This window comes from Bacillus sp. NS1 (genome assembly GCF_058248265.1).
The window spans coordinates 24,268-44,375 of the sequence record NZ_JBZAZF010000006.1; the positions used below are offsets into that span (position 1 = coordinate 24,268).

The 20,108-nt window shown below is 40.6% G+C and carries 18 protein-coding genes and 1 pseudogene; 17 read left to right on the top strand and 2 right to left on the bottom strand.

The window, feature by feature from the left end; translation table 11 throughout:
• Positions 1-6 precede the first annotated feature (6 nt).
• From cdaA to AC4CV5_RS18615, 13 genes are all read left to right on the top strand, one after another.
• Positions 7-828 carry a diadenylate cyclase CdaA gene (cdaA, locus tag AC4CV5_RS18555; RefSeq protein ID WP_003223651.1) on the top strand — a complete coding sequence of 274 codons (822 nt, stop codon included), beginning with the start codon at positions 7-9 and terminating at the stop codon, positions 826-828.
• A complete protein-coding gene (gene cdaR, locus AC4CV5_RS18560; RefSeq protein WP_490923547.1) occupies positions 821-2,272 on the top strand; it encodes a CdaA regulatory protein CdaR in 1,452 nt (483 codons plus the stop codon). The genes cdaA and cdaR overlap by 8 nt, the downstream gene beginning before the upstream one ends.
• Before the next feature lie 18 nt (positions 2,273-2,290).
• Positions 2,291-3,637, top strand: a complete 1,347-nt coding sequence (glmM, locus tag AC4CV5_RS18565) for a phosphoglucosamine mutase (protein ID WP_166854461.1) — start codon at positions 2,291-2,293, stop codon at positions 3,635-3,637.
• 433 nt (positions 3,638-4,070) lie between these two features.
• Positions 4,071-5,873, top strand: coding sequence for a glutamine--fructose-6-phosphate transaminase (isomerizing) (gene glmS / locus AC4CV5_RS18570; RefSeq protein WP_166854460.1), 1,803 nt, complete (start codon positions 4,071-4,073; stop codon positions 5,871-5,873).
• Positions 5,874-6,191: 318 nt separating this feature from the next.
• Positions 6,192-6,815, top strand: coding sequence for an undecaprenyl-diphosphatase (locus AC4CV5_RS18575; protein ID WP_281361045.1), 624 nt, complete (start codon positions 6,192-6,194; stop codon positions 6,813-6,815).
• A gap of 1,075 nt (positions 6,816-7,890) precedes the next feature.
• Positions 7,891-9,408, top strand: a complete 1,518-nt coding sequence (locus AC4CV5_RS18580) for an NADH dehydrogenase subunit 5 (protein ID WP_490923550.1) — start codon at positions 7,891-7,893, stop codon at positions 9,406-9,408.
• A gap of 14 nt (positions 9,409-9,422) precedes the next feature.
• Positions 9,423-12,038, top strand: coding sequence for a DUF2309 domain-containing protein (locus AC4CV5_RS18585; RefSeq protein WP_490923551.1), 2,616 nt, complete (start codon positions 9,423-9,425; stop codon positions 12,036-12,038).
• A 75-nt stretch (positions 12,039-12,113) separates the two neighbouring features.
• Positions 12,114-12,650 (top strand): carbonic anhydrase, encoded by a 537-nt coding sequence (locus AC4CV5_RS18590; protein WP_490923552.1) that lies wholly within the window; start codon positions 12,114-12,116, stop codon positions 12,648-12,650.
• 64 nt (positions 12,651-12,714) lie between these two features.
• Positions 12,715-13,005 carry a DUF6407 family protein gene (locus AC4CV5_RS18595; RefSeq protein ID WP_222143443.1) on the top strand — a complete coding sequence of 97 codons (291 nt, stop codon included), beginning with the start codon at positions 12,715-12,717 and terminating at the stop codon, positions 13,003-13,005.
• Between the two features lie 55 nt (positions 13,006-13,060).
• The gene (locus AC4CV5_RS18600; RefSeq protein WP_101864820.1) at positions 13,061-13,423 is read left to right on the top strand and encodes a Na-translocating system protein MpsC family protein; all 363 of its coding nucleotides are present in this window, start codon (positions 13,061-13,063) and stop codon (positions 13,421-13,423) included.
• 335 nt (positions 13,424-13,758) lie between these two features.
• Positions 13,759-14,061, top strand: coding sequence for an ArsR/SmtB family transcription factor (locus AC4CV5_RS18605; protein WP_044162143.1), 303 nt, complete (start codon positions 13,759-13,761; stop codon positions 14,059-14,061).
• Positions 14,062-14,187: 126 nt separating this feature from the next.
• Positions 14,188-15,360 (top strand): MFS transporter, encoded by a 1,173-nt coding sequence (locus AC4CV5_RS18610; RefSeq protein WP_326222702.1) that lies wholly within the window; start codon positions 14,188-14,190, stop codon positions 15,358-15,360.
• Positions 15,361-15,572: 212 nt separating this feature from the next.
• Positions 15,573-15,920 (top strand): hypothetical protein, encoded by a 348-nt coding sequence (locus tag AC4CV5_RS18615; RefSeq protein WP_326222703.1) that lies wholly within the window; start codon positions 15,573-15,575, stop codon positions 15,918-15,920.
• 111 nt (positions 15,921-16,031) lie between these two features.
• Here AC4CV5_RS18615 and AC4CV5_RS18620 read toward each other — a convergent pair.
• Positions 16,032-16,148: pseudogene (locus AC4CV5_RS18620) on the bottom strand (MerR family DNA-binding transcriptional regulator); the annotation flags it as partial.
• A gap of 136 nt (positions 16,149-16,284) precedes the next feature.
• On the opposite strand from AC4CV5_RS18620, the gene AC4CV5_RS18625 reads away from it, so the two are divergent.
• From AC4CV5_RS18625 to AC4CV5_RS18640, 4 genes are read left to right on the top strand one after another with little or no spacing between them, the layout of a single operon-like run.
• The gene (locus tag AC4CV5_RS18625; protein WP_490923553.1) at positions 16,285-17,262 is read left to right on the top strand and encodes an alpha/beta hydrolase; all 978 of its coding nucleotides are present in this window, start codon (positions 16,285-16,287) and stop codon (positions 17,260-17,262) included.
• A gap of 2 nt (positions 17,263-17,264) precedes the next feature.
• The gene (ybdJ, locus tag AC4CV5_RS18630) at positions 17,265-17,936 is read left to right on the top strand and encodes a two-component system response regulator YbdJ (protein ID WP_166854452.1); all 672 of its coding nucleotides are present in this window, start codon (positions 17,265-17,267) and stop codon (positions 17,934-17,936) included.
• On the top strand, positions 17,933-18,928 hold the full coding sequence (ybdK, locus tag AC4CV5_RS18635) for a two-component system sensor histidine kinase YbdK (protein WP_490923554.1): 996 nt from the start codon (positions 17,933-17,935) through the stop codon (positions 18,926-18,928). Before ybdJ ends, ybdK begins: the two co-directional genes overlap by 4 nt.
• Before the next feature lie 49 nt (positions 18,929-18,977).
• Positions 18,978-19,241 (top strand): hypothetical protein, encoded by a 264-nt coding sequence (locus tag AC4CV5_RS18640; protein WP_166854450.1) that lies wholly within the window; start codon positions 18,978-18,980, stop codon positions 19,239-19,241.
• Here the strand turns inward: AC4CV5_RS18640 and AC4CV5_RS18645 are convergent.
• Positions 19,226-19,996 (bottom strand): serine/threonine-protein kinase, encoded by a 771-nt coding sequence (locus tag AC4CV5_RS18645; RefSeq protein ID WP_490923555.1) that lies wholly within the window; start codon positions 19,994-19,996, stop codon positions 19,226-19,228. The genes AC4CV5_RS18640 and AC4CV5_RS18645 overlap by 16 nt on opposite strands.
• Positions 19,997-20,108: the final 112 nt, after the last annotated feature.

The window sequence follows — 20,108 nt, forward strand, 5'->3', positions numbered from 1 at the left end:
GAGGAAATGGCTTTTGAGGATATCCCTTTTTTGCAGTACCTCGGCAATGCCGTTGATATTCTCCTTGTTTGGTATGTGATATATAAATTGATTATGGTGATACGCGGCACGAAAGCGGTTCAGCTGTTAAAAGGAATTGTAGTGATCGTGCTTGTCCGTATGGCCAGCCAATATTTGGGCCTCAGCACGCTTCAATGGCTGATGGACCAAGCGATAACATGGGGATTTTTAGCAATTATTATTATTTTCCAGCCAGAGCTGAGAAGAGCGCTTGAACAGCTTGGCCGCGGCCGCTTTTTTTCTAGGAGCGGCACACCTGTAGAGGAAGCGCAGCAGAAAACAATTGAGGCCATTACAAAAGCAATCAATTATATGGCGAAACGCCGTATAGGCGCCCTGCTGACCATTGAGCGGGATACTGGAATGGGGGATTATATTGAGACGGGCATACCATTGAATGCAAAAGTCAGCTCTGAGCTGCTGATCAATATTTTTATCCCAAATACCCCGCTTCATGATGGTGCGGTGATTATGAAGAATAATGAGATTGCCGCGGCCGCCTGTTATCTGCCGCTTTCTGAAAGCCCGTTTATCTCAAAAGAACTGGGTACGCGGCACAGGGCGGCTGTGGGCATCAGTGAAGTAACAGACAGTTTGACAATTATTGTGTCTGAAGAGACCGGCGGCGTCAGTGTGGCGAAGAACGGAGACCTTCACAGAGAGCTGACGGAAGAAGCGTTGAAAGAAATGCTTGAAGCCGAGTTTAAGAAAAACACCAGAGACACTTCTTCTAACCGCTGGTATTGGAGGGGCAAGAAAAATGGATAAATTCTTAAACAACCGCTGGGCTGTGAAAATGATTGCTCTGCTTTTCGCGCTCTTGCTTTATGTGGCGGTTAACAGCAATCAAGCACCGACTCCAAAAAAACCTGGTGAATCTTTCTTTCCGACATCAACAACTGATGAAGCAACACTGACCGATATTCCGGTCAAAGCGTATTATGATGATGAAAATTACGTCGTGACAGGTGTTCCGCAAACGGTTAATGTCACGATAAAAGGCTCGACAAGCGCCGTGAAAAAGGCTAGACAGACTAAGAATTTTGAAATATATGCCGATATGGAAAATTTGAAAACCGGCACACATAAGGTTGAGCTAAAGGCCAAAAACGTGTCGGATGGGCTGACAATCTCAATCAATCCGTCTGTTACGACAGTTACCATTCAAGAACGGACGACCAAAAGCTTTCCCGTAGAAGTGGAGTACTACAATAAAAGCAAGATGAAAAAAGGCTATTCTCCGGAGCAGCCGATTGTCAGTCCGAAAAATGTTCAGATTACCGGATCTAAAAATGTGATTGATAATATTTCTCTTGTAAAAGCTTCAGTGAATTTGGAAAACGCAGATGAAACGATTGAAAAGGAAGCGAAAGTGACTGTCTATGATAAAGACGGAAACGCGCTTCCTGTCGACGTAGAGCCCTCTGTCATCAAGATTACCGTTCCGGTGACAAGCCCGAGTAAAAAGGTGCCCTTTAAAATTGAACGGACAGGAAGCCTTCCTGACGGTGTCAGCATAGCCAAAATTGAATCCAGTCCCAGTGAAGTAACGGTTTACGGCTCACAGGATGTATTGGATTCTCTTGAATTTATTGACGGCGTAAGCCTAGATTTAAGCAAAATTAACAAGGATTCCGATATCGAGGCAGATATTCCGCTTCCTGACGGCGTCAAAAAAATCTCGCCGTCAAAGGTGACTTTGCATATAGAGGTAGATAGTGAAGCGGATCAGAAGTTTGAGAATGTCTCTATTAAGACTGTAGGGCTGAGCGGCTCGCAAAACATTGAATTTCTAGATCCTGAATCGCAAGCGATAGACGTGACGGCTAAAGGCTCTCCCGCCAATATAAAAAAACTGAAGAAATCAGATATTGAATTGTATGTGAATGTTTCAGATTTAGATGACGGGGAGCATAGCGTGAAGCTTGAAGTAAACGGGCCCCAGAATGTAACCTGGTCCTTGGGGCAGAAAAATGCCAAAATCAAGCTGACGTCTAAAAAAGGCAATACATCAACTAATGACAACAGCAGCAATACATCAAGGAACCAGGATGACACAGATATGCAAACTGATCAAAAGAACAATCAGCAAGAAGATACAACGAATACTGATAAAAACAGCAATGATCAAAAACAAGACGAAAATAAAGATCAAAACCAAGATCAGGATGAGGATGAATCCACAGCGGATTCACAATCCTCATCAGAATAAAAAAGGAGCGATTATAAAATGGGCAAGTATTTTGGAACAGACGGTGTAAGAGGTGTCGCCAATAGTGAGCTTACACCTGAGCTGGCCTTCAAAGTCGGACGTTTCGGCGGATATGTGCTGACAAAAGACAAACAACGTCCGAAAGTGCTGATAGGCCGCGATACACGGATCTCCGGCCATATGCTGGAGGGAGCCCTTGTCGCCGGACTTTTATCTATTGGCGCAGAAGTCATGCGTCTGGGTGTCATTTCTACACCTGGTGTATCTTATTTAACAAAAGCGATGGATGCAGAGGCAGGCGTCATGATTTCTGCTTCTCACAACCCAGTGCAGGATAACGGCATCAAGTTTTTCGGGGGAGACGGATTTAAGCTTTCTGACGAACAGGAGGCTGAAATTGAGCGCCTGATGGAAGAACCGGAGGATAAGCTGCCAAGACCGGTCGGAGCTGATCTCGGGCTTGTAAACGACTATTTTGAAGGCGGACAAAAATATCTGCAATTCTTAAAACAGACTGCTGATGAAGATTTCACAGGCATTCATGTAGCACTTGACTGCGCAAATGGTGCAACGTCGTCCTTGGCGACACACCTGTTTGCTGATTTAGATGCAGATGTTTCAACAATGGGAACTTCCCCGAACGGATTAAACATTAATGATGGCGTCGGATCAACTCATCCTGAAGCACTCAGCGCGTTTGTCAAAGAGAAAAACGCCGATCTCGGCCTTGCGTTCGACGGTGACGGCGACCGCCTGATTGCTGTTGATGAAAAAGGAAATATCGTTGACGGCGACCAAATCATGTACATATGCTCAAAACACCTGAAATCAGAGGGCCGTTTAAAGGATGACACAGTGGTTTCAACCGTGATGAGCAACCTCGGCTTCTATAAGGCGCTTGAAAAGGAAGGCATCAAAAGCGTGCAGACGGCTGTCGGTGACCGTTACGTGGTAGAAGCGATGAAAAAAGACGGCTACAATGTCGGCGGTGAGCAGTCAGGACATCTTATTTTCCTTGATTACAACACGACAGGGGACGGATTATTGTCTGCTATTATGCTGATGAACACATTGAAAGCGACAGGCAAGCCGCTGTCAGAGCTTGCAGCTGAAATGGAGAAGTTCCCGCAGCTGTTAGTCAATGTGAGAGTAACTGATAAATATAAAGTCGAAGAAAACGAAAAAGTAAAAGCTGTTATTTCTGAAGTTGAAAAAGAAATGAACGGCGACGGCCGGATTTTGGTGCGCCCTTCAGGAACTGAACCGCTCGTCCGTGTCATGGCTGAAGCGAAGACGAAAGAGCTGTGCGATGAGTATGTCAATCGCATTGTTGAAGTCGTCCGGTCAGAAATGGGATTAGAGTAACGAAGTCTATTATCAGAGACTGAACAAGACAAGCGAGGTTTACATAAGATAATTGTGAGACATACGGCAAAGTTGTTTAAAAAACAATTGACCGTTTATGCCACATGTTGTAAAATCAAGCTTGTCTTGTTCTTATTTTCTCAATAGGAAAAGAAGACGGGATTATTGCATTACCTATAATTATAGCGCCCGAACTAAGCGCCCGGAAAAAGGCTTAGTTGACGAGGATGGAGGTTATCGAATTTTCGGCGGATGCCTCCCGGCTGAGTGTGCAGATCACAGCCGTAAGGATTTCTTCAAACCAAGGGGGTGACTCCTTGAACAAAGAGAAATCACATGATCTTCCAAAAAACATGTAGGAGGGGACGATTGAAAGTCCCCTTGAAATTTGACTTTCTTCGTCTCCTTTTACAATCTTAGGAGGAAGAAAAATATGTGTGGAATCGTAGGTTATATCGGTCAGCTTGATGCGAAGGAAATTTTATTAAAAGGGTTAGAAAAGCTTGAGTATCGCGGTTATGACTCTGCTGGTATTGCTGTTGCCAACGAACAGGGAATCCATGTGTTCAAAGAAAAAGGACGCATTGCAGATCTTCGTGAAGTTGTGGATGCCAATGTAGAAGCGAAAGCCGGAATTGGGCATACTCGCTGGGCTACACACGGCGAACCAAGCTATCTGAACGCTCACCCGCATCAAAGCGCACTGGGCCGCTTTACACTTGTTCACAACGGCGTGATCGAGAACTATGTTCAGCTGAAGCAAGAGTATTTGCAAGATGTAGAGCTCAAAAGTGACACCGATACAGAAGTAGTCGTTCAAGTAATCGAGCAATTCGTCAATGGAGGACTTGAGACAGAAGAAGCGTTCCGCAAAACACTTACACTGTTAAAAGGCTCTTATGCAATTGCTTTATTCGACAACGAAAACAGAGAAACGATTTTTGTAGCGAAAAACAAAAGCCCTCTATTAGTAGGTCTTGGAGATACATTTAACGTCGTGGCATCTGATGCAATGGCGATGCTTCAAGTAACCAACGAATATGTTGAGCTGATGGATAAAGAAATGGTTATCGTCACTGATGATCAAGTCGTCATCAAAAACCTTGATGGTGACGTGATTACACGTGCGTCTTATATTGCTGAGCTTGATGCCAGTGATATCGAAAAAGGCACGTACCCTCACTACATGTTGAAAGAAACGGATGAGCAGCCTGTTGTGATGCGCAAAATCATCCAAACGTATCAAGATGAAAACGGCAAGCTGTCTGTGCCTGGCGATATCGCTTCCGCTGTAGCGGAAGCGGACCGCATCTATATCATTGGCTGCGGAACAAGCTACCATGCAGGACTTGTCGGTAAACAATATATTGAAATGTGGGCAAACGTGCCGGTTGAAGTGCATGTAGCGAGTGAATTCTCCTACAACATGCCGCTTCTGTCTAAGAAACCGCTCTTCATTTTCCTTTCTCAAAGCGGAGAAACAGCAGACAGCCGCGCGGTTCTCGTTCAAGTCAAAGCGCTCGGACACAAAGCCCTGACAATCACAAACGTACCTGGATCAACGCTTTCTCGTGAAGCTGACTATACATTGCTGCTTCACGCAGGCCCTGAGATCGCTGTTGCGTCAACGAAAGCATACACTGCCCAAATTGCAGTTCTTGCGGTTCTTGCTTCTGTGGCTGCTGACAAAAACGGCATCGATATCGGATTTGACCTCGTCAAAGAACTCGGTATCGCTGCAAACGCAATGGAAGCCCTTTGCGACCAGAAAGACGAAATGGAAATGATCGCCCGTGAATACCTGACTGTATCCAGAAACGCTTTCTTCATCGGACGCGGCCTTGACTACTTTGTATGTGTCGAAGGCGCACTGAAGCTGAAAGAGATTTCTTACATCCAGGCGGAAGGCTTTGCCGGCGGAGAACTGAAGCACGGCACGATTGCCTTGATCGAACAAGGTACACCAGTATTTGCACTGGCAACACAAGAGCACGTAAACCTAAGCATCCGCGGAAACGTTAAAGAAGTTGCCGCTCGCGGAGCAAACACATGCATCATCTCACTGAAAGGCCTAGACGATGCGGATGACAGATTCGTACTACCGGAAGTAAACCCAGCGCTTGCTCCATTGGTTTCTGTTGTTCCATTGCAGCTGATCGCTTACTATGCTGCACTGCATCGCGGTTGTGATGTTGATAAGCCGCGTAACCTTGCGAAGAGTGTTACTGTGGAGTAAAATGTTTAACCCCTTTGGTTGTTTTTGTGGCTTTAAAATTTGTAAAAAAATGAGATGTTTAAAATAAAGTTACGACGCTTATAAAAATGTTGCGATGCTTTTTCCCTTAGATAATTTTTATCTAAGGGTATTTTTCTATTTTAACTAAAGAGGCAGGTAACTAAAAATTATAAGGGGATTCCAATTGATTGAGTCCTCTTTTTACATAAATGATGTGACACCAATCTTACAAAAATGTAACTTTAATCTCAAATAATGTAATTTGATTCGATGGCAGATCATCTAATTTTCTTTTACTATGTTCTAAAAAGAGATTGGATGGTGTTGGGTTTGGATATTTCAGAAGTTAATATATCACTGTTTAGACTAGTTAATGACTTAGGAAAAGAATATCCCTTTTTGAATCCTGTATTTAGTTTTATTGCTGAATATATGGTTTTTTTACTTGCAATAAGTGTTCTTTTTATTTGGTTTACAAGAGATACGGATAATAGAATTATGATTCTTTGCGCATCTATCGCTTTCATTTGTGCCTTTACGATAGGGAAGGTTTCAGGGGTATTTTACTCGAATTATCAACCTTTTGTTGAATTGGGAGAGGTTAATAAACTGATACATAAAGAAAAAGACAATTCTTTTCCAAGTGACCATACAATTTTATTCTTCTCATATTGTATTTCATTCTGGCTCTTTAAGAGAGGCTGGTCAATTTTATGGGTATTGTTAGCTGTTCTTGTGGGAGTCTCCCGTATATGGGTTGGGGTTCATTATCCTTTTGATGTTTTAGCAGGAGTATTAATAAGCCTAGCAGTTTCAACTTTTATATATTTAACATTCCCTAAACTAAATGTTACTCAAACTACCATAAAAATTTATGAAAAATGTGAAAACATACTTCTTTATCGCTTCAAAAGAAAGGAAAATAAGTCAAAAAACTTTTAGATTTATTCAACAATCGGGTGCTAATGTTCAAAAAAACGTAACCTAAAATGATCAAACTCTTTTATAAAGATTCCATCTGTATTCAAAACTGTAGAATCCATTTTGATCTATCTTTTTTTTCTAAATGGATTCTTTAAATTTGCCGTAAACTGATGGTTCATGTGTTATTTTTGATCATCCTTTATTTCAAAGCTACAGCTTAGCCAAAGGGGTTTTTTGTTTTAAAGATGGCTATGTTTAGTTTTGCAGATATTTAGGATTGCCATAAGAATATGAAAATATAAAGAAGGTATTTTCAAGGAAAGTGACATCTACGGAGAAATTGGGGAATTCTAGCTATAACAATATTCACAACAGCTAGTTCAATTTCTTGGTCGTTAAGGCTGTTGAAAATAAAGTAGGAACCAGTATTCATTTATAGTTGCTAATTGAACTCAGTTATTTACTAAACAATAAAATAGAAAATGATTATAAAATTTTTCTTGTATTTTAAAAAATTAAAGTGATAGATATTATAAGCCTTGTATAAAGAATCAGGATGTATATTTAAAGGGAAAGAAGGATTTGATACTTCATTCTCTGTATTCCAACAGCTTGACAATGTTTAAAATTTAGCATATCTTATACATAACTGAATAATCGGTACAGATGTTTACTTTCGCCTTTCTACATAATTAGGCCTTTAGCATTCTTTTGATATTTAATTTTTAATCTTGACTGGATGAAAAAGTATTCTAATATAAAAAAGGAAGAGTAACATTAATCGATTTATTCTAGAATCAATGGACTAAATTAAAGTTTTAACGATACTTCCTTTAGAAGGAATTTAAAACATAGCATAAAGAAATGACCAATAATAAGGTAGCTCTTCAAAAAACTTCGTTGAAGTTAGTTGAAGTGAAGCCGGCAATTTTCAAGATTCAATGATCTAAAATCATCATTGAAATTTTGAAGTTGTCGGTTTTTTTGTTGGAAAAAAATAGAGATAGATAAAATTTGAATAAATGATAGAAAAATATGATCTGACTTAAAGGTCTTTTGAACAATAACGACGTTTAAAAAGGGAGAATTTGAAATGTTAGTTTCGCTGAATTTGTCATCATTGTTAACATTATTTTTTATTATGCTTATTGCTTCCGGGATAAGTGGACTATTGTTTCTACATCCACGCGTACCCTTGAGTTTTGTTCGCATTCATATTGGGATCTTGGCTTTACCACCCTTGGTTTCCTTAGTGATTCTTGCCACTAGGAGTGTGAATGGAATTGTTGGCCCTTGGTACTTAGATTCCTTAGCTTGGTTAATGACTTTCTTTGTTTTGTCAATTGGCCTAATCATTCAGCGTTTTTCTGTACGTTACTTAATGGGTGATCGATCTTATCGAAAATATTTTACGCTTTTTACTTTCACTACAGGTGCTGCTTCAATTGCATGGTTAAGTGGTGACCTCCGCTTGATGGTTATTTTTTGGGGAGCTACTCTTGTCGGTTTAACTTTACTTATCAGGTTAAACAGTGCTTGGCAAGTAGCTAGCGAAGCAGCCAAGGTTACTGGTCGATTATTTTTGTTAAGCTGGTTTTCTTTGTTTTTCGCGATGATTTGGCTTTTTCAAGTCACAGGTCAATGGCAGTTATCATTGGTTTTAACAAATGAAAGTTTAGCTCAACTGGGGGGATGGGAGAGAACAGGGATTAATCTGTTGATTGTATTAGCAGTGATCATCCCTGCAGCTCAATGGCCATTCCAAAGATGGTTAATTGAGTCTATTGTTGCTCCTACTCCTGTTTCTGCGATTATGCACGCAGGTTTAGTAAATGCAGGCGGTATTATACTAGCTCGATTTACACCTCTATTTAATGGTGGTATAGCTTCAATTATTTTACTTATGCTTGCTAGCATCTCTGTATTGATTGGAACAGGTATTAGTTTAGTTCAGGTTGATTATAAACGCCAGTTAGTAGGCTCCACGATTGGGCAAATGGGGTTTATGCTCATTCAGTGTGCATTAGGCGCCTATATAGCAGCCATTATTCATCTTATTTTACATGGTTTATTCAAAGCTACGTTGTTTTTACAGGCTGGTTCGGCAGTACGGCGTCATGAAGTATCAGCTCGCGCTAATAAAGGAACATCCTATTTATGGATCATGGCTGGTCGGATTTTATCCTTAGTTATAGGCGTTGCTTTTTGGCTCGCTGCTCCTGGAGAGGGGTATCAATTCATTAGTGCCCTAATCTTAGCGTGGTCATTGTCCGTTTCTTGGACTCAGCTCGTAGCTTTTGGAGAGGGGAAAATTGGCCGAATTGTTGGCTTAACATGTTTAGGAGGAGCAGCCCTCGTATATTTTATCATTCATAACCTTTTCTATAAGTGGCTGCATACAATCGATTTTCAAAGTGTTCAACCTCCAATGTCAGCTGTCATCATTGTTGTATGTCTCTTACTATGTGGCAGTGCTTTAGGTACGTGGGTTGCCCGTCATCGTTCTTCCGTTTTTTTCGCAGTACTCTACCTTTGGCTAGTACGATTAGGCGAAGCAAAACCGAAGACAGTAGAGAGTCATCCAGACTACTTTAAACAATATTTATCATAAGGAGGTAATAAGTGTTGGGCATGACATCCGTATTAACGAAAGAAAATGTAAAAAAGAAAGATACAGATATAGATGTTCAAGAAAGAGATCTTAACGTGTTAATTGAATCTGCCAGCCGAGTCATTGCGCCACTTTGGCCTATTTCTACCTTTGCTGCACGTAATCCGTGGATGGGACTTGAAATCCAACCGTTTGATCAGGTTGCAGGTTGGTTGAAAAATACTCGCGATGTTGATATATACCCTAGTGCGTCTATGATCCGTTCAGCAAAGAATAAAGGTGAGATTGATGAAGATTTTGTGGAAATGGGGCTGCAGCGTTGGCTTGATTCACATTCCTTTCACATCCCAAGGGACGTGGCAGAGCGATTTTGTCATGCAGCATTACAGTTAGATCCCTTGCCTTCCGACCTTTTATCATCACATGAGCTGGAGAAATTAGTAAGTGAATGTAGTGGGTTGGATCATATCGAGAATGTTTTTATGCAACCACTAAGTTCGTATATAGAGAATCAAGATGGTGAAAGGCTAGTCAATATACTAGATCATCATGTCATTAAGTGGAGTAAATTATATCTTGATGACTCTCAAGCGGGTTGGACAATGCCTAATCGTGAGGAAGGTTTCTATCGTGCTTGGCAGCATCTCATTCAATATGATCCAGCACTTAGTAAAAAGCAGCGTGAAAGGTTAATGGGTTGGCCGAAAGAGGCACATATGGCTTTACAAGAAGCGTTATACGCACTAGGAATCTCAGAATCAGACATCCAGACTTATCTTGAAGGCCATTTACTTTCCTTACCTGGATGGGCAGGGATGATGCTTTGGCGCTCCCAACAATCGAGCCATGAACATGCACTCCTAACAGAATATTTAGCGGTCCGGATATCCATGGAGTGGGCCCTTATAAAACCATATTTACCTATTAATAATGACCGATTTGAGAATGAAATTTCAATTACTCCCCTTATAGCAGCTTGGATTCATTGGGGTGGGCTGACACTAGAGGAATGGTCTCAAATGTCAGCCAGTGAACAAAACGAATATTTATCATTTGCCCATAGCTTTGATGAGAAACTTCGCAGGAAACTTTGGTTAGAAGCTTGGGAACAAACATACACTGATCGATTAAGTCAGAAGATCATCTCGAAACAGCGTGAAACCGGTAAAAAGTCTGCATTAGCTCAATTCGCATTCTGCATCGATGTACGGTCAGAGCCTTTTCGTCGTCATCTAGAAAAAGAAGGTCCGTTTGAAACGATCGGTATTGCTGGTTTCTTCGGAGTGCCGATTGCAACTTGTGAACTCGGCAGTAAACACAGTCATGCCTCTTTGCCGATCATACAAAAACCGCAACATAAAGTAAAAGAGTTCGCAGATGAAGATGTACTCGAAAAATACACCCAACGCAAGCAAGCGGTTTATTCCGTAAGCCATACATTTAAAACGATGAAACAGAATGTACTTTCGAGCTTACTTCTGCCTGAGCTAAGTGGGCCTTGGCTTAGTCTGCAAATGGTAGCACGTAGCTTTGTGCCAAGAAAAGCTGATCGTTTCATCCGTAATCTCCGTGAGACTTGGTTACGGAAACCCGATACAAAACTCTCGCTTCATCATGATGATGACACAGAGGCAGAAATACCTGTGGGTTTTACTGAAGAAGAAAAAGTGAACTATGCTCGGCAAGCGCTAAAAATGATGGGCTTAACAGAGAATTTCGCACCCTTAGTCGTGATTTGCGGGCATGGTAGTCAAAGTACCAATAATCCTTATGCCGCAGCTCTTGATTGTGGTGCCTGCGGTGGAGCGGCCGGTGGGTTCAATGCAAGAGTTTTAGCTGCTTTATGTAATCTTTCAGAGGTAAGAGAGGTTCTTTTAAGTGAAGGAATGAAAATCCCTGAGGATACGGTTTTTGCCGCCGCTGAACATAATACAACGGTGGATGAATTACATTGGCTTTATGTGCCAGAGCTATCCGAAGCTGCACAGGAAGCATTTGAACATATCGAAGCTATTATGCCGAAAGTGAGACATAACGTAAATGCAGAACGTCTAGCCCAATTACCGAATGTCCAATCGAAACTTAAAAACCCGAAGGCTGAGGCACACCGATTTGCCGAAGATTGGAGTGAGATACGTCCGGAATGGGGACTGGCTCGTAATGCCGCTTTTATTATCGGCCAACGTGAACTGACTCAGGATTGTGATTTGGAAGGAAGAGCCTTCCTTCATAATTATGATTGGAAGCAGGATGAAAGCGGTGAACTCCTAGCAAATATTATTGCAGGACCTGGAACTGTGGCCCAATGGATTAATTTACAATATTACGCATCAACAGTAGCACCTCATTATTATGGCAGCGGAAATAAAGCAACTCAAACCGTTACTGCAGGTCTCGGAGTTATGCAGGGGAATGCAAGTGACTTGTTAGCCGGACTGCCTTGGCAATCCGTCATGCAATCAGATCATGAGGCTTATCATTCTCCTCTTCGTTTGTTGATTGTCATTCAAGCACCTAGACAGCATGTCGAACGGTTATTAAATAATGACCCAGTATTTCTACAAAAAGTTCAAAATGGATGGGTTCGACTGGCTAGTATTGACCCAGAAGGATGTTGGGAAAGCTGGTAACTATCATATAAACATTTATCAAATGGATTTGTTACTCAATATAAAAATGATAAACATGTAGAAGAGGTGTGCTATATGAGTGTAAATAAAAATAAAAAAGTATTATTTTTGACGGACATTGAAAACGGCTTGGAGCCTATTTTACAAGAAGTGACTAACACTCCAGCAGAAAATATGTTGACTATACAAAGCTATGATGCCGGTATCTCACATCCTTATGGAGAAATCATGAGGTCTGTCATTTTTGCAATTTATCAGGAAGATGTTGAAGAGGTATATGTTGTAGGAACAAAAGATAAGAGGGCTTCCACAGGTCATATACTAAATCAACATGAAACAATGAAGGATAAAATACAAACATTAGATTATCTGTTTCAACATTGTAAGCCTGAATTTTCAGGTGGTACATTCGATGAATGGCTAAATGGGAATGAAAATAGTAGTGACGCTATTGAAAAAAGTGTTGATATCATTCGTCATCATCCACTAGTGCCGTCATATGTTGAAGTTAGAGGTTTAATTGTTAATCATAAGGATGGAAAATCCTCAATTGTTGAGGTTCCTGCTACTAAAACGGCGTCAAGCTTACCTGATCATTGTTTGTCACGATGAAGTGGAAGGGGTCAACTTCTACACCCATTTATGAAGAGAAAGCAGCAGTTCTAAGGAGAATGTAATGGGCGCTAATTTACCTGATTTTGTAACGGAAACAATAGAGGAAATGAGTCAGTTTGATCGTGATAATATGGAATGCGTGAAAAAAGTAATTAGAAAAGCAATTGATTTTTATCATTTAAAATCTTATGAAGAAGTTGAGGAAACCCATTTAGGAAGCGTTCGATTTTTGCATGTACACTCTATGATGGAAGAAAATATGTTATCCAAAATGATAGTGGTCTCAAGGAACGGTAAAACTGATTTGGATATCGAAGGTGTATATGAAGGACATGTTGTAAGAGAATATTAATGAGACGAAATAACTAATAGAATATGCTAATTTCTTGCCAGGAGATGTGTTATATATGAAAAAGACGAAAGGTTCTATTGAATCAGAGATCAGTAAGTCCATTACGCAATGGGAAAAGGATTATCTTGGGCGTGGGTCTGTATCTGTTAAGACTGATATATTGCGGGATATGATCATCGTTAATTTAAAAGGAATTTTAACACCAGCTGAATATGCAGTTTGTGGTTCAAAAGAGGGTATGTTATCTATCAAACAAACGCGTTCGGAGTTAGTTGAATCAGGTATAGAAGGTCTTAAGGATATCATCCTAACGATAACCGGAGAAAAAGTGAAAAGTTTTCATACTGATTTAAGCTCCCGGACGGGCGAACGAGTGATGGTATTTAAATTATGTAATGATCTAGAGAAAAATCTTTGATATGAAGAATTAAAGTGTTTTATTAAACAATACTATTCAAGCCCAAGCAGAGGTTAAATTTTCAAAGAGGCTGGAAGCTGATTGAACATAATCATCTTCCGCTTCTTTTTTTAGAGTTTGCCATCATTGATGATTTGTAATACACAACCTAAGCGGACGTCTAGATTAACAAAGCCAATTCCAGGTTCCCAAAAGCATACAATGCCATGATTAGAGGCCACTTTTGATATGCTGTCTTCAATTTCATTTCACAGAATTAGTCAGAAATAAGCCTAAAAAACTAGGCAACAAAAAAACGAATTGACATATCGAAATATAATTATATAATAATACGTATGGAACCAATTGAAGTATTCAAAGCTTTATCAAATGAATCAAGGCTGCAAATTTTACAATGGCTGAAGGAGCCTGATCGTCATTTTTCACCCCATGAAGGGATTGATATGAACACAATCGGGGTATGTGTCAGTCAAATAACAGACAAATTGAAAATGACGCAATCGACGGCTTCCCAGTATCTTACCATCCTTTTAAGAGCCGGCTTGATTAAGGCGGAACGAATCGGAAAGTACACGTATTACAAAAGAGATGAAGAAGCCATTGGGAAACTTGCTGACTTTCTTAAAACAGAGATATAAAAATAAACATCAAAAGGTGTTTATTTTTACACCATACATATCGACATATTACGATGTGTTTATTTTTTATAATAACATATCGATAATTCGTGATATGTTTATTAATAATTAAGGAGTGAATGTTTTATGTCTAACACTTGGAAAATTTATATTTTAGCCATTGTCAGCTTTTTAGTTGGAACCTCAGAGTACATCATTTCGGGAATTTTGGATCAAATTGCCCATACTCTCGGGATCACTTTGGCTGCCGCGGGCCAGCTTATTACCATTTTCTCACTTGTATATGCTCTTTCTACACCCGTACTTATGGCGTTGACAGCAAGTATGGATAGACGCAAATTGATGATGTATGCCCTAGGTTTGTTTGTGTTCGGCAATGTCCTGGCTTTTGTACTGCCTGGTTATGGATGGTTTATTGCAGCGCGGATCATTATGGCGATGGGAGCAGGTGTGGTGGTTGTCACCGCATTAACGATTGCCGCTAAGATTGCATCGGAAGGGAAGCAGGGCAGTGCCATTGCTACGGTCGTGATGGGATTTACCGCTTCTTTAATCATAGGTGTTCCGCTTGGTAGAATGATAGCAGTTGCACTAGGCTGGAAGTCTGTATTTGGAGCAATTGCTTTGTTGGGATTGATCGCGATGGTCGTTATATTCTTTACTCTTCCGCATACTGAAGGGGATAAACCTGTGCCTTTGCTTCAACAGCTTGCTCTTTTTAAGAAACGGAGAGTAGCGATGGGGTTATCAATCACTTTCTTCTGGCTCGGGGGATATTCTGTTGCTTATACCTATTTGTCACCGTATCTCTTGAACATCTCAGGAATAAACGGCAAGCTCCTTAGCGGTGTTTTGCTTATATTTGGAATTGCCAGTTTGGTTGGATCGAAGTTTGGGGGATATAGCACCGATAAATGGGGAGTGCCCTTTACACTCGTTGGCGGGATGACGTTGCATATCGTCACACTGATTCTTCTGTCACTTGTTACTCATTCCTATATCGGAGTGTTGGTGATTCTCATATTATGGTCGTTTGCCGCATGGTCCACCGGTCCGACACAGCAATTTCACCTAGCTACAATAGAACCGGAAATGTCAGGTGTTTTGCTCAGCATGAATCAGTCCATGATGCAACTCGCCATGGCAGTCGGCGCAGGAATAGGGGGCGTTTTTGTAGAAAACGTATCATTGGCCTCGATTACCTGGGTTGGTGCGTTAGGGGTTATGATTGCAATTATTACATCATTGAGGGTTTTTCATTCACAACCGAAACAGACGTTAAAAGATATCAATCAATAATTTCGAAAGATCTAACATCCGCTCGTTATACAAGCGGATGTTTTTTTATAAGCTCATGTAGAAGGCACACTGAAGCTGAAAGGGATTTTTGCCGACGGAGAGCTGAAGCACAGCAAGTTATAATATACTAGGAATGAGAAATAAAGGTATGGCGAGAGGGTTCTAACTAACGCTGCTTGTCTGTATGATCATTATTTTGAGGATGTGTCATCGTGAGTCAAGAGACGTACATTGAAATTAGCAGGACATCGCAGTACATCAATAAATTGAGAGGTTATTCTGTGATAATTGATGGTGATGAGATGGGAAATATCAAAGATGGAGGGAGGCTGCGAATTGAGTTACAGCCAGGTGAACATGTAATTCAAGTGAAAGTTGATTGGTGCACAAGCCAAACATTGAGGTTTACTTTAGCAGAAGGAGCAGTGTTGAAGTTTAGATGCGGAAGTCCGATCCGGGGATGGAAGTTACTTTTGGTGCTTTTTTTCATTTTAGGCAGCCCTGACAATTATCTGTTTATCGAGCAGGAAGAAGAAAAAAAGGCTTTGTTGTGTGAATAGATGGATGAAATACAACTGAATTCTGTTTTGTGAAAGATTGATATAAGAGGCAGCCTTCTCAATGGGTTCTCCTTGAAGAAGGCTGCGTATAAGAAATTGCGCAAAGACCCTCCGATATCCATTTTCAGGATTAATGTCTTCGGGGTGGATTAATCCGATTTCATTATAGTATCGCAGTGTTTTTGTGGATACTTTGCATATCTTTGAAAATTCACCGATCGATAGCAAGCGATCACCTCCATGCTTCAAATGTACACCTTTCCGTAAGGGCAAAGTCAAATGTCAAAATAAAATCTTTCCAAAGTTAATCAGAAATTTATTTTCATATCGTATCCTTTCAGATATCACGAGAAAGGAGCATCATATGAAAACATTATGGAAAGTCCTAAAAGTCTTTTTTGGCAGCTTGGCTGCTTTGGTTTTACTTGTATCCGTCTCCGTTTTTATTTACCACCATTATCAATTAAATAAGGAAGCAGCACTGTTAAAGGGCAAAGGTACACTAGTCGATGTTGACGGTAAAAAGATGAATGTGTATGAAGAGGGAAGCGGGGAGGATACGTTTGTGTTTATGTCCGGTTCGGGGATCGCTGCGCCTGCTTATGAGATGAAGGGGTTGTACAGCAAATTTTCAAAGGAAAATAAGATTGCTGTTGTTGATCGGGCAGGTTATGGATACAGTGATGTGTCTAACGATGATAGAGATATAGATACGATATTGGAACAGACGAGGAAAGCGCTTATGAAATGCGGAAATAAGCCTCCATATATCTTAATGCCTCATTCCATATCCGGAATTGAAGCGATATATTGGGCGCAGAAATATCCTAAGGAAATCAAGGCCATTATTGCGATGGATATTGGATTGCCTCAGCAGTATGTCACGTATAAATTGAGCGGGATTGACAGGTTGAAAGTGAGAGGGTTCCATCTGTTAACGTCGATTGGTTTTCATCGGTTTATGCCTTCCGCTGTATATAATCCTGAGGTGATTCGGCAGTCGTTTTTAACTGATAAAGAAAAAGAAATTTATCAAGCCATTAATTTTAAGCAATTTTTTAATGCAGATATGGAGCATGAGCTGTTACAGTCTTGCCAAAACGGCAGGAAATCTGTGAATCTGCCGGCGCCAAAAGAAACTCCCGTCTTGATTCTAGATGCGGTCTCTGACCAAAATAGACATTCAAAGTATGCCATACAAAACCGAAAAGATTATGAAGCGTTTGCGGCTCAATTCAATACAGCCGATATAAAGGAACTGAGGGGAACACACAGTATTTATTTATATCAGCCTGATCAAATATATAAACTTTCCATGGAGTTTATGAGAAAGGTTCGCTAAAGATGAAGAGTTATCATATTTTAATCGTGGAAGACGATGTGATGATTGGTGATATGCTGCAAAAGATTTTGCAGCGTGAGGGATATCATGTGATGTGGAAAACAGATGGAGCGGATGTGCTTTCGGTGATTCAGAAGGTCGATTTGGTCATTATGGATGTGATGCTGCCGGGTGAAGACGGATATCAATTGTCTGCCAAAATCAAAAAGCTGGGGCTGCGCATTCCGGTCATTTTTCTCTCGGCCCGCAATGATATGGACAGCAAGCTCCAAGGGTTGCAGATCGGCGAGGATTATATGGTGAAGCCCTTTGACCCGAGAGAGCTGCTATTAAGAATCCAGAATATGCTTGAGCATCATTATGGCACCTTTACGCAAATCAAACATTTGTATATTGATGCGGAAACGAAAAAAGTGTTCAATGAAAGCCTGCATGATGAGGTGTTGTTTACTGCGATTGAACGGAAAATTTTCTTTTATTTATATGAAAATAGAGACAGTACCCTGACAAAGGAACATTTCTTTGAATATTTGTGGCAGCTCGAAGACAGAAACCCGAATATCGTCAATGTGCACATTAAAAAAATCAGAGCCAAAATCAATGATCAAGCGGGTGAGATGATTGAAAATATATATGGAGAAGGGTATCGGCTGAATACCGTTGTGAAGAAATGAAGTTAAAGACTAAATATCAGTTGTTATTATGTACGGCTGTCATTAGTGTGCCGGTGCTATTGCTGGCGGTTAGTATTTTGATGTCTGTCATTTATGAAAACATGTTTAAATCAATGAATCACGGTACGCCTTTTCATAGGTCTTTTGCGTATCCGGCAATGCTCGTTGTATTTTTGTTATCACTCTTAATGTTAGCTTTTTTATTTTCAAGGTCGATTCATTCCCTGCTGCATAAAATCAATCTATTAAATCATACCATTCGGCATCTGGCAAGTGATCAAAGGGTGCCTAATAAAATAGAAGTGAAACGTAGTGATGAAATCGGGGAATTAACCAAGTCGGTCAATTTGTTAATTGAACGAACGACATACCGTGAACTGGAACTGAGGCAGCAGGAGGAAATCAAAAAGGAGCTTTTGCAAAAACTGAGGCATGACATTAATACACCTTTAACCGCTCTCAGGCTGCAGTTATTTTATTTGGAAGGACAATGTCATGATCAGGCCGTATTTGAATCGTTGTGCCAGCAAATCGAATATATCTCGGAATTAACCAATGAATTCAATCTATATTCCGCTGAGACGCTGGAAAGCTCTTATATTGTAAATGAAGAAGTGCGTCTAAACGAGCTATTAGAAACAGCGGTGAAAAAGTGGGATTATTTATACAGTATGAGTGGGATTGAGCTGCACTATAAGCCGGCAGATCAAGTTGTGATATGGATGAGCAACGCGTTATGGATGCAAAGGCTGTTTGATAATATTTTTCAAAATACGTTAAAGCATTCAAAAGCTGAAAAGATGGAAGTCACGATTGAACATGGCGATGTTTTTATTCGTGATGACGGAATTGGATTTGATCCGAATCAGAACAGTGAGGGGCTTGGGTTAAAGATTATTGAGGATATATGCAGGCTGCTTGCGATTACTTATGAGCTGGAGACAAATGAGAATGGAACGCGGTTCTTGTTTTCAAAAGAGTACCCCCGCTGATGTTTTTCTTTCTCCTATAAACTCTATATAATAGGAAGAAAGAAATGAGGTGATCAGCATATGTTTAAAAAATTCATCAAAACGATCAAGAACCTCTCAAGCAGCTCTAGTGACCGATATCGCAGACACCGGCATTACAGCAGCAGCCGGCGCAGACATTACCGAAGCTATAGCAGCAGCTCAGGCAAAAGAAGACACTACGACCGTTATGGCGGCAGTCATCGCTATAAGCGCCGGAGCTACAGCAGCAGTTAATCTAAAAAAAGTTCTTGTTCCGCTTTTGGGACAAGGGTTTTTTTATGTGACCGATTGAATGGCCCGGTTTAGGTCTTCGCGTATCAAAGCGGTGTGCTGATACTCTTCATCAATGCCCAATAATTTTTTCAGCAGTACGGTGACTTCTTTGGTCAGCTTTAATTCCTCCAGCCAGGTGCCATTTTTCTTCTTTTTTCCTTTATATTGAGAGTACAGCAGGAACAACAGCGTTTCTCCGAGATCGAAGAAGTCATCCTGTTTCCTTATCTTTACTTCCTCAGTTTCTTTAGGAGTCAGTTGCTTTGCAAGGCCGAAATCGATGAGGCAGAGCCTGCCGTCATTGATGATGATATTAGGCGTTCTGATGTCGCTGTGAAATATCAGGCGTTCATGCAGGTATTCTACAATCTCAAGGAGTTGTGAAATCAGCTGTAACGCCATGAGCTCTGTAAATGGCTGTTTTTGAAAAAATAATAATTCTTCTATATTATCTCCATCAATGAACTGCATGACATAATAAGCCTGTCCGCTTATGGTGAAATCTTCTATGAAGGCGGGAATTTGCGGGTGGTGCATGCTTTTGAGCAGTTTCATTTCCTGCTGGAACCTGACTCTTTCTTTTTCCTTTTTCGCTTTTGTCGGCCGGAGCTGTTTTAAGACATAGGGTGTTTGAGTATGGACATCGGTGCACAAATAAACCAAGCCATAGCCGCCCATTCCGAGGCATTCTTCGATTCTGTAATGATGATTTAGGATAATGCCGTCCTTTAAAGGGCGGTCAAAAAGCAGCTTTTTTATCTGTTTTAATGCCATGTCTGCACTTCCCTTGGTTGTACTGATTATAGTTTATCAAAACAATTGCATTCTAGGCTAAATCAATGGCTGCTAAACATTAAAAAGAGCCGGCTCATGGGATTTGAACCAG